Origin of the sequence: Flavobacterium flavipigmentatum (assembly GCF_020911905.1) — a bacterium.
GTDB lineage: Bacteria > Bacteroidota > Bacteroidia > Flavobacteriales > Flavobacteriaceae > Flavobacterium > Flavobacterium flavipigmentatum.
Genome location: NZ_CP087133.1, coordinates 1,170,154 through 1,191,334 on the forward strand (window position 1 = coordinate 1,170,154; position 21,181 = coordinate 1,191,334).

The 21,181-nt window shown below is 35.2% G+C and carries 18 protein-coding genes; 4 read left to right on the forward strand and 14 right to left on the reverse strand.

All coding sequences use genetic code 11. From position 1 onward, the window contains the following. Positions 1-16: 16 nt before the first annotated feature. The 4 genes from LNP22_RS05455 (at position 17) to LNP22_RS05470 (ending at position 4,780) form a co-directional block, all read left to right on the forward strand. Complete coding sequence (locus LNP22_RS05455; protein WP_229975677.1) at positions 17-1,273, forward strand: murein hydrolase activator EnvC family protein; 1,257 nt, start codon at positions 17-19, stop codon at positions 1,271-1,273. 305 nt (positions 1,274-1,578) lie between these two features. Further along, on the forward strand, positions 1,579-1,971 hold the full coding sequence (gene rbfA, locus LNP22_RS05460) for a 30S ribosome-binding factor RbfA (protein ID WP_041519807.1): 393 nt from the start codon (positions 1,579-1,581) through the stop codon (positions 1,969-1,971). A gap of 1 nt (position 1,972) precedes the next feature. After that, entirely contained in the window at positions 1,973-3,172 is a 1,200-nt protein-coding gene (locus tag LNP22_RS05465) for an ABC transporter permease (RefSeq protein ID WP_229975678.1), read from the forward strand. A 180-nt stretch (positions 3,173-3,352) separates the two neighbouring features. Beyond that, entirely contained in the window at positions 3,353-4,780 is a 1,428-nt protein-coding gene (locus LNP22_RS05470) for an MATE family efflux transporter (protein WP_229975679.1), read from the forward strand. 42 nt (positions 4,781-4,822) lie between these two features. Here LNP22_RS05470 and dusB read toward each other — a convergent pair whose 3' ends face one another. The 14 genes from dusB to LNP22_RS05540 all read right to left on the reverse strand — a co-directional run bounded on the left by dusB (position 4,823) and on the right by LNP22_RS05540 (position 21,150). Then, positions 4,823-5,815 (reverse strand): tRNA dihydrouridine synthase DusB, encoded by a 993-nt coding sequence (gene dusB, locus LNP22_RS05475; protein ID WP_229975680.1) that lies wholly within the window; start codon positions 5,813-5,815, stop codon positions 4,823-4,825. 147 nt (positions 5,816-5,962) lie between these two features. Further along, the gene (flxY, locus tag LNP22_RS05480; RefSeq protein WP_229975681.1) at positions 5,963-7,255 is read right to left on the reverse strand and encodes a flexirubin biosynthesis putative acyl-CoA ligase FlxY; all 1,293 of its coding nucleotides are present in this window, start codon (positions 7,253-7,255) and stop codon (positions 5,963-5,965) included. Further along, entirely contained in the window at positions 7,252-8,964 is a 1,713-nt protein-coding gene (locus LNP22_RS05485) for a C45 family autoproteolytic acyltransferase/hydrolase (protein WP_229975682.1), read from the reverse strand. Before LNP22_RS05485 ends, flxY begins: the two co-directional genes overlap by 4 nt. 11 nt (positions 8,965-8,975) lie before the next feature. After that, positions 8,976-10,493 carry a phytoene desaturase family protein gene (locus tag LNP22_RS05490; RefSeq protein WP_229975683.1) on the reverse strand — a complete coding sequence of 506 codons (1,518 nt, stop codon included), beginning with the start codon at positions 10,491-10,493 and terminating at the stop codon, positions 8,976-8,978. A gap of 1 nt (position 10,494) precedes the next feature. Further along, positions 10,495-14,175: an MMPL family transporter gene (locus tag LNP22_RS05495; RefSeq protein WP_229975684.1), complete on the reverse strand. Its 3,681-nt coding sequence runs from the start codon at positions 14,173-14,175 to the stop codon at positions 10,495-10,497. Between the two features lie 11 nt (positions 14,176-14,186). Then, positions 14,187-15,371, reverse strand: a complete 1,185-nt coding sequence (locus LNP22_RS05500) for a DUF2062 domain-containing protein (RefSeq protein ID WP_229975685.1) — start codon at positions 15,369-15,371, stop codon at positions 14,187-14,189. A gap of 18 nt (positions 15,372-15,389) precedes the next feature. After that, positions 15,390-15,875, reverse strand: a complete 486-nt coding sequence (locus LNP22_RS05505) for a hypothetical protein (RefSeq protein WP_229975686.1) — start codon at positions 15,873-15,875, stop codon at positions 15,390-15,392. Between the two features lie 2 nt (positions 15,876-15,877). After that, on the reverse strand, positions 15,878-16,249 hold the full coding sequence (locus LNP22_RS05510) for an ApeI family dehydratase (RefSeq protein ID WP_229975687.1): 372 nt from the start codon (positions 16,247-16,249) through the stop codon (positions 15,878-15,880). A gap of 5 nt (positions 16,250-16,254) precedes the next feature. Further along, positions 16,255-16,872 carry an outer membrane beta-barrel protein gene (locus tag LNP22_RS05515; protein WP_229975688.1) on the reverse strand — a complete coding sequence of 206 codons (618 nt, stop codon included), beginning with the start codon at positions 16,870-16,872 and terminating at the stop codon, positions 16,255-16,257. Positions 16,873-16,884: 12 nt separating this feature from the next. Then, positions 16,885-17,535, reverse strand: a complete 651-nt coding sequence (lolB2, locus tag LNP22_RS05520) for a flexirubin biosynthesis protein LolB2 (RefSeq protein WP_229975689.1) — start codon at positions 17,533-17,535, stop codon at positions 16,885-16,887. Beyond that, the gene (lolA2, locus tag LNP22_RS05525) at positions 17,501-18,127 is read right to left on the reverse strand and encodes a flexirubin biosynthesis/transport protein LolA2 (protein WP_229975690.1); all 627 of its coding nucleotides are present in this window, start codon (positions 18,125-18,127) and stop codon (positions 17,501-17,503) included. Before lolA2 ends, lolB2 begins: the two co-directional genes overlap by 35 nt. Continuing rightward, positions 18,117-18,893 (reverse strand): polysaccharide deacetylase family protein, encoded by a 777-nt coding sequence (locus tag LNP22_RS05530; protein ID WP_229975691.1) that lies wholly within the window; start codon positions 18,891-18,893, stop codon positions 18,117-18,119. The genes lolA2 and LNP22_RS05530 overlap by 11 nt, the downstream gene beginning before the upstream one ends. Beyond that, a complete protein-coding gene (locus LNP22_RS05535) occupies positions 18,890-19,951 on the reverse strand; it encodes a beta-ketoacyl synthase N-terminal-like domain-containing protein (RefSeq protein ID WP_229975692.1) in 1,062 nt (353 codons plus the stop codon). The genes LNP22_RS05530 and LNP22_RS05535 overlap by 4 nt, the downstream gene beginning before the upstream one ends. After that, entirely contained in the window at positions 19,948-21,150 is a 1,203-nt protein-coding gene (locus LNP22_RS05540) for a beta-ketoacyl-[acyl-carrier-protein] synthase family protein (RefSeq protein ID WP_229975693.1), read from the reverse strand. The genes LNP22_RS05535 and LNP22_RS05540 overlap by 4 nt, the downstream gene beginning before the upstream one ends. Between the last annotated feature and the right edge of the window lie 31 nt (positions 21,151-21,181).

Here is a 21,181-nt window from a genome sequence, read left to right on the forward strand (position 1 = left end):
AAAAGATAATAAAGACATGCCGAAATTTCTCCTAAGCCTAATTTTTATATGCGCGACAACATTTATGTGGGCGCAAGATGATTCGCAACAAGAAAAACTAGAACAGCGAAAAGCGCAAATTATACAGGAAATACGAGACAACGAAAAAATGTTGCAATCGGTAAAGAAAAAAGAAAAATCTGCTGTAAACGTTTTCCTTATTCAGGCTAACAAAATCAAGCTGAAAGAAAAACTGATTAACACAACGGCCAAACAAGAAAGGCTTTTGAGCAATGATATGTACATTAATCAGCTTAAAGTGAACAAACTCAAAAGAGAGTTAACTGTTTTGAAGGAAGATTATTCTAAAATGATTTTGAAGTCTTATAAAAGTCGTTCAGAGCAAAGTAGAGCAATGTTTATTTTGTCTTCGGAGAGTTTTTTGCAAGCCTACAAAAGAGCACAATATCTGAAACAATATACAGCTTTTAGAAAAAACCAAGGTCTAGAAATTCAGTCAAAAACAGCTCAATTGGTAGATTTTAATGCAAAACTGGATGGACAAAGAAAAGTTAAGAAAAAAATTATTGCAGAAAATCAAAAAGAGCGTGTTGCACTCGAAATAGAAAAGAAAGAACAGCAAAAGCTCGTAAACGCCATTAAAAAAGACAAAAATAAAATTGCGGCCGATATTAGAGCCAAACAAAAGGAATCTAAAAATATTGACAGACAAATTGACCGTTTGATTCGTGAGGCGATTGCTGAGGCAAATAGAAAAGCGGCTCTGGAAAAAGCAAAAGCAAATCCTGGAACGGCTCCATCAAAAGCTGCAGTTTCCTCTTCTAGAATTGCTTTGACTCCCGAGGATAAAGTGCTTGCTGCCGATTTTAAAGCCAATAGAGGAAGATTGCCTTGGCCGGTAGAAAAAGGATTTGTTTCTTTAGGTTATGGTGATCAGCCGCATCCATTGTATCCTTCGGTAACGGTGCATAATTCCGGTGTCGAAATCACTACAGAACAAGGAGCGAGCGCCCGAGCAGTATTTGAAGGTGTTGTAGCAAAGGTGATGATTTTATCGCCTGTTAATAAAGCAGTGATGATTCAGCATGGAGATTATTTTACAGTGTATCAAAATTTAAGCTCAGTTTCGGTAAGTCAGGGCGATAAAGTAAACATCAAACAAAGCATCGGAAAAGTGAGAACCAGTGGAGACACCGGAAAAACAGTTATAAAGTTTTTGATTCTTCAAAACACATCCAACAACAATCCGGAAGGATGGTTACAAAACAGATAAGCAAAAAGGGAGCGTAAATTTTATGGCTCCCTTTTTTATTATTGGTTTAAGGATTAATATTTTCAAATAAATATAACTAAAGATTTTTAACAAAAAATTCTTTTTTTAAGGTTTTAATTTTGAAAATTCCTACTTTTAAGACATTGTTTTTTTATGATTCTGTATTGAAGAAAAATGATTCTGATGCAGTTTATTTCTTTTTGAATGAGTTTCTCGAAGTCAAAAGGCTTTTTTTCGTATAAAAATCCTTAGATTGTTGATTATGAAATTGTGCCGATTGAATTTAAAAGTAGTATTTTTGCACTATGGAAACAAATAGACAGAAAAAAATAGGCGGTGTCATCCAAAAAGATTTGGTTGATATTTTGCAAGGTGAAGTGAGAAAAAACGGAATTACAAATTTGGTAATTTCGGTATCCAAAGTCAGTGTTACTTCAGATTTGTCAGTGGCAACAGTGTATTTAAGCATTTTTCCTCAGGACAAAGCCAAAGAAACTTTAGAAGGAATAAAATCAAATTCTACCTTGATCAAACACGATTTGTCTCAACGTGTGCGTTTGCAATTGCGTCGTGTACCTAACTTGGTGTTTTTTATCGATGACTCTTTAGATTATATCGAAAAAATAGACAACGCTTTGTCAAACAGAGAAAATCCGATTGAAAACCGCGATCTTTTAGAAAAAAGAAGAAAATCATAAATTGAATTTTCCCCTTTACATAGCCAAACGATATATTTTTAGCCGTAGTAAAAATAGTGCTATCAATATCATCAACTACATTGCCAGCATGGGAATCATTGTGGGCACAATGGCTTTGTTTGTGGTTTTGTCTGTTTTTAGCGGCCTAAAAGTTTTTAGTCTTTCGTTTACAAACGAAATTGATCCCGACCTGAAAGCGACAAGTACCTACGGTAAGTCTTTTTTGATTACTCCGAGTCAGGAAGCTCAGATAAAAAACATAGACGGCGTTGTTTCGTATACCAAAATTATCGAAGAGCGTGTTTTATTTTTATTCAAAAACAAACAGCAGGTTACCTATATAAAAGGAGTCGATCGAAATTATGCTGTCGTAAACGATATTAAGAAAAAGCTTTTTAATGGCGAATGGCTCAAACCGGATACGTATCAGGTTGTAATTGGGTACGGAATTGCGAGAGATTTTTCGATGGGTATCTTGGATTTCGAAAATCCTTTGCAAATTTTTGCGCCCAAACCAGGAAAAGGCAATTTGGAGAATCCTCAGGAAGCGTTTAATAAAACAGAAGTTTTGCCTATCGGAATTTATTCTGTCAGCGAAGAATTAGATTCAAAATACGTGTTTGCTGATTTAGGATTGGTGCAGGAATTACTGATGTACAAACCTAATCAGATTTCGGGAATCGAACTGAATCTGAAAGACGAAGCCAATGAAAGCGCCATTAAATCTAAGTTGGAAATTATTTTTAAAAATAAAATTACGTTAAAAAACAGAGCGCAACTTAATGAGTCGTTGTACAAAATGCTCAACACCGAAAATATTGCCGTTTACCTGATTTTTACATTGGTGATTATTGTGGCACTTTTCAACTTGATTGGCGCTTTGATTATGATGATTTTGGATAAGAAAGCCAACCTTAAAACGCTTTTTAATTTAGGAACAGAAATTCATCATTTGCGAAAAATATTTTTGCTGCAGGGAACTTTGTTAAGTGTTATTGGCGGTATTGTAGGGCTTGTTCTCGGGATTATTCTTGTCCTTTTGCAACAGCAATACGAACTAATTATGATTACACCCACTTTGCCATACCCAGTTGTTTTTACCCTCGAAAACGTACTTATTGTTATGGCAACCATTGTATCGCTTGGTTTTGTTGCTTCTTTAATTGCAAGCAGCCGGGTGAGCAAAAAGCTGTTAAACTAATGTTTTTTAGTTAAAAAATTACATATATTTACAGTCTTAAAATTCTAAGTTTATGATTGTTTCTGCCTAATCCTATTTTATTTTTCTGATAATTAGGATACTTATGTTTTTTACCTTCAATGGTGTACGATGTTCAGAAGATTAAATCCGGACAATTTTATCATTTATCTTAAACGTATCATGACAGAAACAAATATAAAAAAATCTTTATTTTCTAAAATTTTTACCACTCTTAAACAAGCGATCAAAGGCGATGAATCTTTTGATTATACCGCAGGAAGCATCAAAAAAGCCGTCATTTTACTAGCCATTCCGATGGTTTTAGAAATGATGATGGAATCAGTTTTTGCGCTTGTTGATTTATATTTCGTAGGACATTTGGAGCATAGCAGCTTTGCTATTCAAACGGTGGGTCTAACAGAATCGGTGATTACAATTGTATATTCTGTCGCAATCGGAATCAGTATGGCGGCCACGGCAGTTGTCGCGCGACGTATTGGCGAGAAAGATCCTGTTGCTGCATCAAAAGCAGGTATACAGGCTATTATTATTGCTTTTACAATTAATATTGTAATGAGTATTTTGGGTTTTATATATGCCAAAGATATTCTGGTGATCATGGGAGCATCGGTAGAAGCTGCCGAACACGGTTATAGATTTACCCAAATTATGATTGGCGGAAGCTTGTGTATCATGCTTTTATTTTTGATTAACGGAATTTTTCGGGGAGCAGGAAATGCTGCGATTGCCATGAAAAGTCTTTGGTTGGCCAATATCTGCAATATTATTTTATGTCCCATTTTAATAAATGGTTTTGGACCAGTTCCAGCTTTTGGTCTTACAGGTGCTGCAATGGCAACAACTTTAGGAAGAAGCATTGGTGTATTATATCAGGTGTATCATTTGTTTTTTGGAAAAGGAATTTTAAAAATTATTCCGTCCTATTTTATTCCTGACTTTAAACAAATTAAAGCCTTGATTAAAATTGCTGCCCCAGGAGTTTTACAATTTGTGATTGCTTCTTGTAGTTGGATATTTCTAGCACAATTGGTGGCTACAACAGGAGGCGATCATGGTTCAGCGGGTTATCAGACGGCACTGCGAATTATGATGTTTTTTATACTTCCGGCTTGGGGATTGAGCAATGCTGCTGCAACTTTGGTAGGGCAAAATTTAGGAGCCAAACAAATTGGCCGTGCAGAAAAATCGGTTTATACTACTGCCCGATACAATGTGATTTTTATGGCAACCATTATGGTCATAACCTTATGTTTTGGAAAATATATTATTTCTTTTTTTACGAATGATGAAATGGTGAAAACCATTGCTGTTGAAGCCTTACAAATCATGAGTATTGGTTTTGTTTTTTACGGAATCGGAATGGTTTTAATCAATACTTTCAATGGAGCAGGAGATACCTGGACACCAACAGCGATAAATTTTTTCGGGTTTTGGTTGTTCCAGATTCCATTGGCATACGTATTGGCCAAACATCTCCAGATGGGTCCAACAGGAGTTTTTATTGCCATTCCTGTTGCGGAAACTGCTATTACAATAGCAGGAATCGTACTTTATAAAAAAGGAAAATGGAAACGTATTCAGGTATAAATTATACTAAAAAGACCTTCAATTTTGAAGGTCTTTCTTTTTTTAAACAAACTCGTATCCTGCATAAACCTTTTCAATTTCATTCATAATTGCGAATAAATTTTCGGGTTCATCAGTGGTAACCAGTTTTTGTTTGTATTCTTTAAAAGAGTGAATTCCTTTGAAATAATTGGTATAGTGACGGCGCATTTCTACAATTCCTAAGCGTTCTCCTTTCCATTCCATCGACCAAATTAAGTGATTTCTGGCGGCTTCTACGCGATCGCCAACCGTTGGAGCAGGCAAGTGTTCACCCGTTTTAAAATAATGCTTTATTTCGTTAAAAATCCAAGGATAACCAATTGCGGCTCGACCAATCATGATGCCATCAATGCCGTATTCATTTTTATATTGTAATGCTTTTTCGGGACTGTCGATATCGCCGTTTCCAAAAATGGGCATGGTAATTCTAGGATTGTTTTTTACACGTGCAATATGCGACCAATCGGCGTGACCTTTGTACATTTGTGCACGAGTTCTGGCATGAATAGTCAAAGCCTGAACGCCAATATCCTGAAGTCTTTCGGCCACTTCATCAATATTAATAGAATTTTCATCCCAACCTAAACGGGTTTTTACCGTTACGGGCAAATCGGTGCTTCTGATCACGGCTTTTGTCAAGCGCACCATCAAATCAACATCTTTTAAAACGCCGGCTCCGGCACCTTTACAAACTACTTTTTTTACAGGACATCCAAAATTAATATCTACCAAATCGGGTTTTACTGTAGAAACAATTTTAGACGAAAGCGCCATTGCTTCCTCATCACCGCCAAAAATCTGGATTCCTACCGGACGCTCATAATCAAAGATATCCAGCTTCATTCTGCTTTTGATCGCATCACGAATCAATCCTTCTGAGGAAATAAATTCAGAATACATCATGTCAGCGCCATGCGTTTTACACAAACGGCGAAACGGCGGGTCGCTCACATCTTCCATGGGTGCGAGTAATAAAGGAAATTCGGGTAATTCTATGTTGCCAATCTTGACCATCTTCACTATTTTGTGCAAAATTACAACTTTTAGTTCAATTTGTGCTAAATTGAGATTCAAAGGTTCAGAGCAGTAAAGGTTCAAAGGTTTTTTGATCAGGCTATTAGACCTTTGTCCTTCTGAACCTTTGCCTCTATGTACCTTTTTCTACTGAACTCTATAATCAAAAAAGCGAATTGGTTTTCGGCTCATCGGATTAAAAACCAGCGGATTTAAAGTTTCTTTTGGAGCAAATTCTATTTTGGGCGTTACTCGTAATTTGGCTCTAAAATGGTCTTTGATTTCGTTGAGCAATTCCGGTGATTGATTTTTTGAGGCAATTTTTATCAGAATTTCATCCGTACCTAAATCATTCGTAAAAATTTCGATAATATGATTTTCGATCGCATCAAAATCGGTCAGAACATCATTCATAGCTGGCGGATAAAGAGTTGTTCCTTTGTATTTTATCATTTGCTTTTTACGACCAATAACGGGTCCGACACGCACTGTATTTCTTCCGCAAAGGCAAGGACTGCTGTGCAACTGTACCACATCGCCGGTTTTAAAACGCAACAACGGCATGGCTTCAATTCCTAAGGTCGTAAAGGTCAGTTCGCCAGCTTCACCGTCTTTTACGGGATGATTATTTTCATCCAAAACTTCAATAATAATCAATTCAGGATGGTGATGTCCTCCGTTTTCATGTTCACATTCGGTAAAAGCGGTACTCATTTCGGTCGAAGCATAGGTCGAAAACAACTTAATATTCCATTTGTCCGTGATTTTTTTAGACAAAGTATTCATTGTAAAATCCTGATTCCTCAATGATTCTCCGATGCAAATCGCTCCTTTTATACTCGAATTGTTGTAATCAATTCCATGTGCTTCTGCATATTCAATCAATTTTAATAAAAAAGAAGGAACCGTAATCAAGTACGAGGGTTTGTATTTTAAAATAGAATCCCATTGCAATTCTGGAATTCCTGCGCCTACGCGAATGACACCCACTTTTAGTTTTCGCAATCCTAAAAAGTAGGCCAAACCAGCCATAAATTTTCTATCGATTGTCGTCATCAATTGTACAACATCGCCTTCTGCAATTCCTGCACAGGCAAACGAAATGGCTTCATTATACGCCAATCTGTCTAAATCAGAATCGGTTAAACCAAAGGTTACAGGATCGCCCAAAGTGCCGGAAGTAGAGGAATAATCGATAATTTTATGTTGCGGAACACAAACAAAATCATCGTTGTATTGCTGTAAATCTTCTTTTGTTGTGACAGGCAAAAGTTGTAAATCTTCGATAGTTTTGATACTGGAAATATCAATATTTTTTTCGGCAAAAAGCCTTTTGTAAAAAGGAGAATATTGACCTATATATTCTAAAAGCCCGACTAATTTTTGCTCTTGAAAATTTTTAATTTGTTCTAAAGAATCCTTTTCTATTGGTGGAATCATTTTAATTTTCTTTTGATTTTTTCTAAATATTCTTCAATTGCTTTTTTCTCAGGAGCAGTTGTAATTTCTTTGGTCAGTGCTTTTTCAAAATGGTTTTGAGCGAGCCTGTATTCTTTTTTTCGATAAAAATACAATCCTGCTTTGTAATACACAACCCAATAATCAGGGTTTAGGGATTGGTAATCCTTTATAAATTGAGTCGTGATTTCGGTTTTATTTTCCAAAAATACATCTATTTTGCGGTCTTCAATTTTAAATTTTTGATAGTTTTGAAAAGCGCTAGTTTCAATAAAAGGATCTCTGGCAATATTCAGGCTTTCTTGTTCATAAGAAACAACACGTCTGTTTTTTTTCTCATTAAAAACACTATCTAAATTATAACATACAAATTCGCCTAATTGATAGGGATTTGCAGAAACCCAGACCAATTTTTCTTTAGGTTTAAAAATAACTCCGTGGTGCGCAATCAATTGATTTAAAGATTTTTCGTTGCCATATCCTAATTTTATATTTTTTAAACCGTCTGTATTTCTGAGTATTTTTGAGGCAATTTCAGGATTGATTTTTGGGTTTTCTGTAAAAAGTTCCTGCATTCTGTCGTAACGATATTGAGAATGACTATTGGCAATTTGCGACCTATTGCGCGGGTCATTTTTAAAGGCATCTCCTTGGAAATGATTAGAACAGATGAGTTGATTGGAGTTAGGAACAGCAACAACATCCATTTTTTCTGGCGAAACTTCGATAAGAACGGCTTTATTATCTTGAGCACTTCCTACCATAATCGATTCGGAGACAAAGACTTTTCTATTTTTGGCAATGGCGACTGCTTCCTCTATATTTTTAGCATGTTGCAAAATTTCCCGGGTTAAAATCGAAATGGGTGTTTTGGCAATCAGTGGGATTTTAGATTTTCCAGCATTAATAGTGATCGTCAAACCTTCTTTGTTCATGCCCGAAACAGCTCCAATCATACCAGGCCAGGTGACCATCATAAACGAATGTCCTTCTTTGGGATGTATAAAAGCGACTATTTTATTTTCGGCAAAAGCATCGTTTATATAAAAATCAAAATTACGTCCGAGGATTAAATTTCCATCTTCTGATTTTTCGCCCCAAGCCGCAAAAGAAGAGCAACCTACCAGCGACAGGTCTTGCAAGGCGTGACCAATATCATGAGCGCCGTGCAAGTACAAACTTCTAAGATATTGTGGTGCAATATTGTCAAATGTGTGCGAAGTAAATTGCGAAACGCCATATATTTCCGTTTGATATTCATCAGAAACATTTAGATATAATTTTCTATTGTACCATTTCAGAAAATTACGAAGCAGATTTTGTTTGAATTTTGAAGGAACCAGATCTTCAATTCTGGAAAAAAAATTTTCCTCCTGCTTTTTTAACAGTGAGTCTGTCAAAGCTCCGGTTGTGAGCCCAATTTGAAGCGGATCTCCTTCGACATACAATTCCCAAAGGCCTTGTTTGTTTTTTAGAAAAGTATTATTTCCAGTAACAAAAACGGTATTGGATTTTTTTTGTACGGTAGGTTGCGTTGCATTATAATGTAAAATACTAGGCTGATGATGTAATGATTTTTTGGTTCCGCAAGAGGTAAAAAGCACTAAATAAAAGATAATGGTAAATAAGAAAATTCGGTTTTTCAGGTGCAGATGTAATAGTATTTGCGATAAATTTCCGGTCTTGCTCATTTTTTACGTTTTTATTCAGATGCGTTGTTGATTTTTGTAACCAAATATTCTTTTCCAACAAGTTCAGAGCAGGTTACTACAGCTCCAATAGTAACGCCTAAAACGCCGTGCATATTGATGCTTTGGCCAGTAAGATATAAATTGTCTAATTTGGTTTTTGGAGCAATAAACGTTTTCATTGGGTTGTTAGAATCCTTTACGTAACCGTACATATTACCGTTGTGACCACCAATATAATCGCGGTATGAAAGCGGTGTCGAAGAATGTATCGACTGAATACAGTCTTTAATACCCGGAAATTTTATTTCTATTTCTTCCAAAAAACGAGCTGTTTTTCTTGATTTGAAAGCGTCGTAACTTTCGCCTCTGTCATTTTCATCTGCAGTTGTATTAAAAGTGGTCGCCCAAGGTTGCAAATCGTCAAATTTCATGTAGGTGATAAATGTCATTCCGTCTGCCCATTCTTCCTCTTTTTTCGAGGCATTCATAGAAGCCATATAGGCTTTTGGCCATGAATTTTCGTCGTATTCGTGAGCATTCCAAACATCGCTACTATCTTTAAAATGGTAATAATTATGATTGATATATTTAAAGGTTTTCGGCTTAAAAACTAGGTATAAACTAAAAGCAGAAATAACACCTTCAAGGCTTTGAATTCGGCTGTAAAATGATTTTCTAAAATTATCTTCGCCCGCCATTTTCAAGGTAGTTTTGGGTTCGATATTCGATATAAAATAAGTCCCAGAAACCTGACTTCCGTCTTTCATTTTTACCGATGTCACTTTGTTATCTTCGACTACAAAATGGGTAACTTCTTTGTATTTGTAAAATTCTCCGCCGTGTTTTTTGAGTTGTTTTAAAAGTTGTTTTGTAATCTGGCTTCCGCCGTTGATGCATCTCCAAGAGCTCTGAATATAAGAGTTTACAGAAAGGGCATGAACGTAAAAAGGAGATTTGTCTGCAATTCCGGCGTACAAAAAATTAGAACCCGCTAAAACGGCTCTTAATTTTTCATTAGAGGTAAATTCGGCGATGGTATCTTTGGCATTCAGTGCTAATATTGCACTATCATATTTACCTTCCCACTCCAAATTATAAAGCGGAAACGAGTCGCAGATGGTCTGTACTTTTTCGCAATATTTTTCTATAGCTGTTTTTTCTTCGGGGAAATGTTTTGCCAGTTGTGCCACAAAATTTTCATAACCCTGCGCGTGAGGATATTCGGCATTTTCATCTTCAAACGAAATAATATCAAAGGCATCTTCGTCCATTTTTTTCAAATTCAATTGGTCCATTATGCCCAGGTATTTGAAATATTTGTACAAATTCTGCCCTTCGCTCAATCCTCCGATATAATGAATTCCGGTATCAAAAATAGTTTTATCGCGAACAAAAGTTTGCAGATTTCCCCCGTATTGATTGTTTTTTTCGAGCACACAAACGCTGTAGCCTTCTTTCGCCAAAATAATAGAGGAGACCAAGCCACCTAAACCGCTGCCCACAATTACCACATCGTATTGCTCTTTCATACTATTTTTTCTTTAACACGATTATTTGGTTTTCTTCTGAAATTATTGCAAAATCTAAAGTAAGCAAAGTGCTTTTTAAACTCGAACTATTGACCAAAAGAACACAAGAAGTCGTTGCGATCACTTTTTCCAGATCTTTTTTATATTCTTCATCGGAGATTAAAACGGCGTCATATTGATTTTTTAGTATTGATTCTAAATTTTCAAAATAAGAGATTTTTCTTTTTCTAACGATATAATTGGTTTTAGCAACGGCGACTTTTTCTGCATCAAAAGCATACGAATCTATTTTTCGAAGGGGTTCCTGCAAGGTCAATAATAAATCCAATTGACCGTAATCATTGGCTAAATGCAGTATTTTGGCTTTCGCCGAAAGGTACTTGTTAAGATGATAATAGGTTGCTAAATTGGCGTTCAAATTGCTTTTTACACTTTTTATGATTTCCGTTTCTTTGTAATCATAACTATTGATAAGCATTTTTTTGAAGTAATCAGGACCTTCCAATTCCTGACGGATTCTAGAATGCTGCGCTTTAAAAAACGTGCTTAGTTGTTTGGTTCTTTCGGTATAATTTTTCCCGAAAGTATCGTTCTCAGGTGTAATTTTGTCTAAAATAGAAACCGTGATGGTACTATCATAAATAACAAAATCTCCTTTCGGAATAGCCTCGGAAGCACCGTGAATCACGATCGGAATAATGTCCAAATTGAATTGCTCGGCAAGGAAAAAAGCGCCTTTATGAAAACGTTTTATAGTATTGTTTTCAGAACGGGTTCCCTCAGGAAAAACCATCAAAGAATACCCTTCTTCTACCTTTTTACGCAAATGTTCTATTCCGCCCTCGATTCCTTCTGAGACAGGGTAGAAGCCTGCTTTTCTAACCGTTGCACCAAAAATAGGGGAGTTGTACACCCAATCGCTTACTAAAAAAATGATTTTAGGGCTCAACATTCCGACTGCCAAAATATCTAAAAACGACGAATGATTGGCAATAAGAATCGCAGGTTTATCAAAAGTTTCGTTATGAGTATTGATGATTTTTTTTCGAAGAAAAGGATTCGAATACAAAACCGATTTCATAAATTTTGAAATGAAATAACGGAAACCTTTCATTTTTGCTTTTTCGCTAAACGGAAGAATTCGCATAATAGTCAAACTAAAAACGGACATTAAAATTCCGCCCATTCCATAATAGAAAAAGGAGATCACGCCGTGCACGAAAGAGCGTAATTGAAAGGGAGCTTTCCCGTTCTTAGGCCTATTCGATAAAAATAATTTAAACAAAATAGGATAGAAGATAAAGGTAATGATCAATGCCGCAAAAACCCCGATTAACGAAACAGCTGAAATGGATCTCAGTGCAGGATGCTCCGCAAAAATCATGGCGCCAATTCCTAAAATAGTCGTTATTACCGCCAGGATAATAGAAGTTCTGTAAATGGCAATTTCGTTTTTTCCGTTGGTATACTCTTTTTGCAGCGCACTGGTCATAAAAATACTAAAATCAACTCCATGACCAAAAATCAGCGTGCAAACAATCATACTGAATATATTCATTTGAATGCCAAAAATCCCCATAATGCCAGCGGTCACAATTCCCGTTAAGGCAATCGGAATACAGCTGACAATGACCAATTCTACTCTTCGGAAGAAGAAAAACAAAATTAGAATAACGGCTATAAAAGAATAATTTACCAGTGAATTGAAGTCGGTTTTTAAATTGCTAAAAAACGTCTCATTCATTTGTTGGCGATCAATGGCGATCAGTTTTGTTTTGGCTTCAGCTGATTTTACAAAAGCATCGCGCTGTTTTGGTGTCACTTTTACCAAAGTAGAAATCGTAAAAAAACCATCTTTTTGCGTCACAAATTCGTGCAATTGTAACGCTTGTATTTTAAGATATTCTTCAGTAGAAATGGTTTTGAAATCCGTATTCAAATGATCAAAAAAAGTAGTGTATGTTGTAGGTTTAAAACCCAATTTAGCTCCTTCAGCAATCAGTTGCGATTGTAGCAGTTGCTTTTTACTCCCATCCCAAAAAGAATTCCATTTTGCAATTTTCTGCTGTTGTTCTTTTTGCGAAAGCATGATACCGCCAACAGAACTATAACTAAGAATTTTTTGTTGTTGTTTTTCTTTTGCAAGTGCTTCAAAAAGCTTTGTATTGTTTTGCAAAACTTCTTCCATAGTGTTTCCGTAAGAAGCCAGATAAATGGTTTTAGAGGTTAGGCTGGAGCTTTCTTCAAGTTCTTTTTCGGCAGCTTTTATGTCTTTCGGAATAAAATTCAATTGTGAGAGATCGTTATTAAAACCCACATTATTGTAAGTAAAACAGCAAATAATCGTGATTAAAACACAAAATCCGATAAGGAATTTATTATTATGAAAAGAAAAATGAGCCAGTTTATCAATAATATTTTTTTTGTGTTCTGTAGTATTGTCTTTCGGATGGTATAAATGTGGCACAATCAAAAGAGAGAAAAAAGCCGAAGCCATTACGATCACTGCAGCAAAAATACCCAAGTCGTTGAGCGCTTCAGACTTTACAAAGAGCAGACATAAAAAGGCAACAGCTGTAGTAGAACTACTCATAATCAAAGGCATCGTAATGTCTTTGTACAATGTTTTTACATCGCTGTTGTGTTTGTAGTGCGTTAGAATATGAATAGAATAATCAATCGTGATTCCCAGTAAAATAGAACCAATTCCGAGCGAAATAGCAGATATTTTTTCTTTCACAAAATATAAAAATGCAATTGCGAACAAAGCACCAAAAACCGTCGGGAGAAAAATAATAAGCGGAATGTATATTTTTCGATAAAACAAAATCAGAATCAGCATCAGCGTGACCATTGCGATGGTGGTGGTCAGGATAATATCGCTTTTGATCTGATTGGCGTTAGCAACTGCAATTAAGGCAGAACCAAAATAACTGATAGACGTTTTGGTTTTGAATTGTTGGTTTAAATTATTTTGGATAGATGCCAGTTTTGCTGCAAAAAGCGTGTTTTTTTCGGTTTCGCTTGACGGAATATTTGAGGTGATAAAAAGCAATAATTTCTTTTTATCCTTGGTCATTACAAAACCATTATCGAGCGTAAAATCGTCACCAAGATTCAGTTGCTGTAATTTTTTAAGAGCAATAAAAGAAATCCTGAGCGGGTCTTGCAAAATAAAATCTTTTGTAATGAATCCCGAAGGGGAGATAATAGACTTGTAATTGCTCTGTACCGTAGCCGCAATACTGTCTTTTTGCAATTTTTCCTGAATCGCAGCGTAATCTTTATTGTCTAAAAATAAAGGAAGATTGTTGTACACAAAATCAATCGTTTCCTGAATGTTTTCTTCGTCAACTTTACCCTGAATTCCGGTGACATAAGGTTTGCAGGAGAGAGCTACACTGTCTGAAAAAGCGGTTGCCATTTCTTTTAAATCTTCGGCAGTTCCTTTTTTTTCTAGATGAAAAATGACGGTAATTTTATCAGCAAAATTAAGCTGTTTGAGCACTTTTGCTGTGGCATCAGATTTGTCGTTGGTTGGAATAAGTTTGGTAATATCTTCTTCAAATTTAATTTGAGAGGCAAAAAAACCAAACAGAAAAAGCATCGCAACAGCCAATGCAACCGATAAGGATTTTCTCCGGTTTACAAAAAGATGAATGGCGTAAAAGTAGTGATGCATTGGTAATATTGTTATTGAGGTTTGTGTTTTATTTTATGAAAAAAAGTCAAAAGAAAGTATGTTACCAAGCCAGACAAAAGCGCGGAAACAGTTGCTAAAATAAGACTTCCTACGATATATTGTGTTGCATTTTGCTGAATATCTTCCAGCGAAAGCGAACTGTCTAAAACCAGCGGAGTTGTGCCAGATACAAAATAGCTGCCTACCTTTAGAGATCCAAAAATTAAGAAGGGTATAAACGGCGGGAAACTCACATTGGAAGCCATATAGGCAATAATTTTGTTGAGTTTTAGCAATGTGGCAAAAAACAAAAGCAGTAGGGTTTGAAATCCCCAAAAAGGAGAAATTCCGATAAAAACGCCCAAAGCAATGGCTGCTGATTTTTTGAAATTGGAATCGTTACTTTCTAAAATATCTTCTAAAAAGAATTTCTTAAACCCTTTTTTTTTTGCTTTTCGAAAAAAATCTCTCGGTTTGATGTATATTAAAGCATTGATTACTAGAACGGTATTTAAGATACTGATTCGGGTAAAATCTTTAAAAGGGCGAAAATGCGAAACCCTTTCGGCAGGATCATATAATATCTGAATTTGAATATTTTTTACTAAAATTCCTTTCCACGAAGAACGAACGATGACCTCAATTTCGAATTCAAATTTATTGGTAAAATATTTTTTAGGAATAAGTTGCAGCGGATACAATCGAAAACCAGATTGTGTATCGTCGAGTTTAATTCCTGTTTCAAACCAAAACCAGAAATTAGAAAATTTGTTTCCGAAACTGCTTTTCTTAGGTACATTTTCTTGTGTCATATTCCGACTTCCGATAAGCAAAGAATGAGGCAATTTTTGAATTTCGGTAATAAAATTTGGAATATCAGCAGCAAAATGCTGGCCGTCAGAATCTATCGAAATAGCGTATTCAAAATTCATCTCGATTGCTTTTTTGAATCCGTTTCGCAAAGCCATTCCTTTTCCTGAATTTTTAGGATGATGAATTTGTGTAAGCTGCGGGTATTGTTTTAAAATTGTACTCGTCTCATCAGTCGATCCGTCATTGACCACAATAATATTTGGGGTATAATCCAGAATCGAATCCAACACTCTTTTGAGCGTTTTGTGGTTATTGTACGTGGGTACAATAACACAAAAATGTGTCGCATCCAGAAGTTCTTGCTGTGATAAAGTAGGTTTCATGAGGTTTTTTTGCTTTCGCTACTTTGCAGATTGTTTTTCTTTGGCAGAAAAACTTTTAGATTGTACAATAAAGGCTTTTATATATTCTTTTAATGTAGCATTTTGTTCGTTAATATGCGCAATGATAAAGGCTTTGTCTTCTTTTATGTTTTTTTTGTAACCGGTAATACCCGGAACATTTTCCTGAATACTCAATCGGATCATTCTGATTTCTATAGAATTGGGTTCGCTGGTTATTGTAGATTCTAATAATTTGGCTCCTTCTTTAAAACGATTCATTTTAGAAGAAAGTTTTTTTTCGTATTTCGAGTCCAATAAAATAGCAGCGGCTTTGTAAGCCACCAAAATAGTCTCATCCGTGTTGGCGATTCCCGCTAATTTAGCAGTAAATTCTTTGGCATTTGCTTCTGATTTACCAACAGTAGGATACATTTTTCTAATCGAAGCAATGTCAGGAGCACCTATCACGGTGATCCATAGTATCAGGGCAGCAAACAGTTTCATAATTACAATTTTTTATAAGCACTGCTTAGTTTCAAAGCAACGGTATCTTTAAAATAAGTGGTATTTTTCACTTTTACCAAATCATCTTCGGTTTTGGTAATATCCAATTCTAAGCGTAATTCAGGAGTAGCCTCAGGATTGATCAGGGCCATAAATTTTACATTGGTTAGCGTTTGCATAAACAACGCACTTTCTGTTATTGATTCTGAAAGTTCTTTTATAATCTGAATCATGCAAACTCCCGGCATAATAGGATTTCCGGGAAAATGACCCTTGAAAACTTCATGTTTGTCATTGACCAAAATAGTGAAAGTATATTTTGAATCGGATGTTTTTTCTTCCGAAAGTATTTTGTAAAAATCTTGTAAAACCATATTTTTTATTTTTTTCCGCCAAATGAATACGAAACTCCTAACTGAAAATTGATATTTGTATTGTAATCTCTAAACCAGTAATCATTATTTCCGTTATTACTGCCATAATAATCACTATCTAAAACATCAACAAAACCTTTTTTAAAGCGCGCTTCAAAGGCCAAACCAGAAGGCAAACGATATCCAAATCCTGCAACAAGAGTCAAATCAACATCGGTGTTTTCATAAATCAAATCATCTTGTAATCTAAAATCGACCGTTGGGCCAACCATTACCTGAAATCCCCCATTAAAGGTAAATTTATTAATCATAGCCAGCGACAAATAATCGATTTCTAAATTGCGCGACACTGTAATATCCTCTCCGGTATCGGTGTTGTAGCCAATATATGTTTTTATGTTATTAGAGCCTTGTCTAATATAAGTGATTTCGGGCTGTAAAGCGTATACTTTTGTTAGGTTGATTTCACCAAAAGCACCCAGATAAAAATCAGTTTTATAATCAGATTGCGTATTCGAAAATGTCGAGAAAGCGGCTCCACCCCTCAAACCAGGTTTAAAAGTTACCTGAGCATTACTCACATCAGCAAGTAAAAAAATGGCGATTACAATAATTTTTTTCATATTTTACCGATATTAATTTGAAGCGTTTTCTTCCGATTTAAAATAATTCAACGTAATCCTTAACTTTATATTTTGATGAATAATTTCAATTTTCTCAGCAAAAATATTATTTTCTGAACTAAAAGTGAGTGTTATTTTTTCTTTTGTTTTAGAAGAATGAATGAGTTGTTCTAATTTTTGATCTTTTTTGGATAAAAACAAGTAATTGTCCCGATTACCATCGGTCGATTTATAAATATCGAAGCTATCATTTTCAAATTGTTCCTGAATCTGATACTTTTTTTTAAGCAATAATCCAAAATCCTTTTTTAAGGTATTGATCAGTATTTTTCGGTCTAGTTCAGGTACAATCGAATTGACTTTAAAACTGGTTTCAGAAATTTCAAAATCCATTAGTTTATTGCCAAATTCGGTGGTAAAGACAATGCGATGTGTGGTATCATTTATTTTTTTGGCAATAAAAATTCCCGATAATTCATTTCCGTAAACCGTGATGTTGGCTTTATAAACATAATCAATGGTAGCATCCGAAAAATAGGGGGCTTCGTAAGTGGTTTTGTCTACTTTTTTTGGAGTATAATTTTTTGTAACGGAGCCACAAGAAATAATAAAAATCGCCAAAAAGAAATTAATTAGTAAAAACTGAATCGTCGATTTTTGCATTGATCACTTTGTTTTTAAGTACTATTCGGGTATAATCTTCTGAAGATTCTAAAAGTTTTACCTGCACAACGGTAGCTTCTTCTTTATCAAAAGTCAGTTCAATTTGTTTGATGTATTTTTTCAGTGTAGCATCTTTTGGGATAAATTTTGCTAAGTTTTGTCCTTTTAATTTAAAATAAGAGATCGTAAACTCTTTATCATCAAACATATCACCACTCACACTGCCAATAATTAATTTGTTGATTCGGGCAAAAATCTTGCTATTGCCAATGTCGACTGCACTTTTTTTGCCTTCGTCGTTAATCAAAATTTTACCGTTTTTAAAAACAATACTATAGTTGTACGGTTTTTTATATTGCCATTGAAGCAAGTTAGGTTCTTTAAAGACCATTTTCCCTGAGGTTTCAATATCTTTCGATAAAAAATCCATATGCTTGTACTGAACAAAATCGGTACTTAGTGTTTTGATTTTTTTAGAAACTACATTGACGCTTTCTTTAAAAGAAGCAATTTCTGCCGCGGTCATCTTTTGTTCCTGGGCAAATAAATTGCTTGAAATAAATAGAATTAGTAAAAATATTTTAGTCTTCATAAGCTTTAAGATGCAATAGTTCTTCGATCGAAACGATTTGATAGTGGTGTTGCTGCAGAAATTGCAAAAACTGTTCCAGTACCAAAACCGAGTGCGGAGCAGTATCATGCAAAAGTACGATTCCGCCGGGAGAAACTCGTTTTATAATTCGATTGAAAATTAAATTTTGATTTTTTGTTCCCCCGTCAAGCGAACGAATATTCCAACCGATGACTTTGTGATCGGTTTTTTTTAAAGCTCTCCGAATTGAAGGTGTAGTGACGCCATAAGGAGGCCTGAAAAAATTGATTTTTTTTAATGTGAATTTTTCTAAAAGCGCATCAGTTTTTGATATTTCTTTGGCTATTTGTTTTGCATTATAAAAATCAAAAAAAGGAGAATGACCATAAGAATGATTACCAACTAGGTGTCCGTCGTCTACAATTTTTTTGATAATCTCAGGATGTGTTTCAACATTTTTTCCGATGCAAAAAAAAGCAGCTTTTGCGTCATATTTTTTTAGAAGTTCTAAAATTTCCAAAGTAAAAATACTTGGGCCATCATCAAAAGTAATCGCTATTTTTTTTTCGGTTTCTAATGGATTATTGCAAAATGCCTTGACATGATAATTGGATGAAATTCTTGAAGAAAATAAGGCATTTATGCCCAACCAAATTACAGAAATTGCAAAAAACCACCAAAAATGGATTGCCGTATAAAGATTCAGAAGAAGCAGTAAAAGCAATAAAAAAATAAAAAATAACGATATTTTTTTATGCGTTATCATTTTGATAGTAACGTAAAACTATGATTTTTTCCTTTGTATTGATTGTAAAGCAAAATAGTATTGTAAGCAGGTTTTTCAGCCGCATTTACTTTGATGATTTCTGGTATTTCTTGTGTTTGAATCACTTTTGAAGCCATCCATAAACCAAAAGCCGAAGCCGTATTAAATTCACCACTCAAATGTTTGTAATACAATTGCGGGGTTTGTGCAAAAGTATTTCGAGCCAAATTTTTATAGTAAGAATCAAAAGTTGCATCTCCATTAAAACCTAAAACCACTGCATCAATATCTGAAATCTGAAGATTATTTGCTTTCAAAAAAGCTAAAATTTCAGTTTCAACTTCGTTTTCTTCAAGGCTATTTATAATTTCGACATCCAGAATTTGAGCATAAGTGCTTTCTTTTCTTTCATTTTCTAAAACAAAAAAACTAGCACCTTCGCCATAAACCACTCCAGTTGAAGTCTCTTTCAAAAGATCAAAAGGTGTTTCCTGATCGTTTTTAACAAATCCTGCCAACTTATAAAGTGACATTGTATAATCGGTGTTTTCGTCAATTCCGCCCACTAAAATCGATTGGGCTTCCTCTTCTTCGATTTGCAATTTAGCATCCAAAAGAGCAGATTCAAAAGAAACTACTCCATTTACATACGTAAAATTATACCCTTTACACTGCATCAAAAGCGCAATTTGAGCACCTACGGTATTGTGCGTAGATTGGATAAATGATGTTGGCGTTAGAAACTCCTCGTTATTGTCCAGAATGTTTTTTAGAAATCGGTCAGAGTCCTCGATGCAGCCCATACCCGTTCCGGTGATGATAGCATCGACTTTTTCGGTATTGGAATCTTTCATGGCCAAAGCCGATGCTACAATTCCGTTTTTCACTCCTTTTGCCATTCTTCTGCTTGCAGCTAGCGAAACGTATTCTTTGTACTCAGGTTTTACTAGTGTAAAAACCGTATCTTTTTGATTGTAAACAGCTTCTTCCAAAAAAACAGTATCAAATGTTTTTTGAGTCGAAATACAACCTACTCCATTTATATATGTTTTTTTCATTCGTTTTTTGAAAATATAAGAGTAGAACAATTTCCTCCAAATCCAAAAGAATTAGAGAGAACGTGCTCGATATTTTTATTTTTTAAAGTGGTTTGTGGTGTCAAATTAAATTCTTCCATCGGGCTGTCAAAATTTAAATTAGGGTAAACCGTACCGTGCTGAATGGCCAAAACGCTGTAAACAGCTTCGATAGCAGCAGCGGCGGCCAAAGTATGTCCCGTAAAAGGTTTTGTCGAGCTAAAATCAGGTACTTTTTCGTCTTGATAAATACGTAAGAGTGCTCTTCCTTCGGATAAATCATTATTTGGAGTTGCTGTTCCGTGCACGTTGATATAATCAATTTCAGAAGGTTGTAAGCCTGAAACTTCAAAGGCTTTTTTCATCGCCAGATAAGCACCATCTCCATTTTCTGAAGAAGCTGTTTGATGAAAAGCATCATTGGCATTGCCATAACCCGAAACGCGAGCCAGTACTTTTTTGTTTTGTTTTTTCACCACTTCATCAGATTCTAAAACCAAAAAAGCAGCAGCTTCACCCAAATTTAGTCCTTTACGATTGTTGTCAAAAGGTTTGTTGTAACCGTCTGATAAAATCATCAAAGTCTTAAATCCGTTGATGGTAAATTTTGCCAAACCGTCGGTTCCGCCCACAATCACGCGGTCAAGTTTGCCGCTTTTAATCAGTCTGGCGCCCAACATAATTGAGTTAGCAGCAGAAGAACAAGCCGTACTTATGGTAGTCACGATTCCTTTTAAGCCAAGTTCCTCCGCAATTTTTTCTGCAACATCTCCACCATCATGACAACTAATGTATCGTACTAGCTCAGGATCTTTAAAATAATCGTAATAATATTTCTCAGTAATGTCCATTCCGCCAACACTTGTAGCCGAAATAAGTCCAGTTCTGAATTCGTTTATCGAAGTAATTCCTGCGTTTTCGACTGCTTGTTTGGCAGCGAGAGTACCTATTAGCGCTGTTCTCGAATAGTTATTATCTGCAGGAAGATGCAATTCGTTTGCCAATTCTTCATTGGTTTTTTTAATTTCTCCTACTTTAATAACATCAGCATGAACTGTCGAAATATTTTCGATACGAGTTATAGCGGGTTTTTCATGTAGTAATGAATAGAAATTTTCTTCAACTGAATTTCCAATTGAAGAAATAATCCCCATTCCTGTTATTGCAACTCCTTTGCTCATTCAATTTTAGAGTTTAGATTTTTGATTGTAG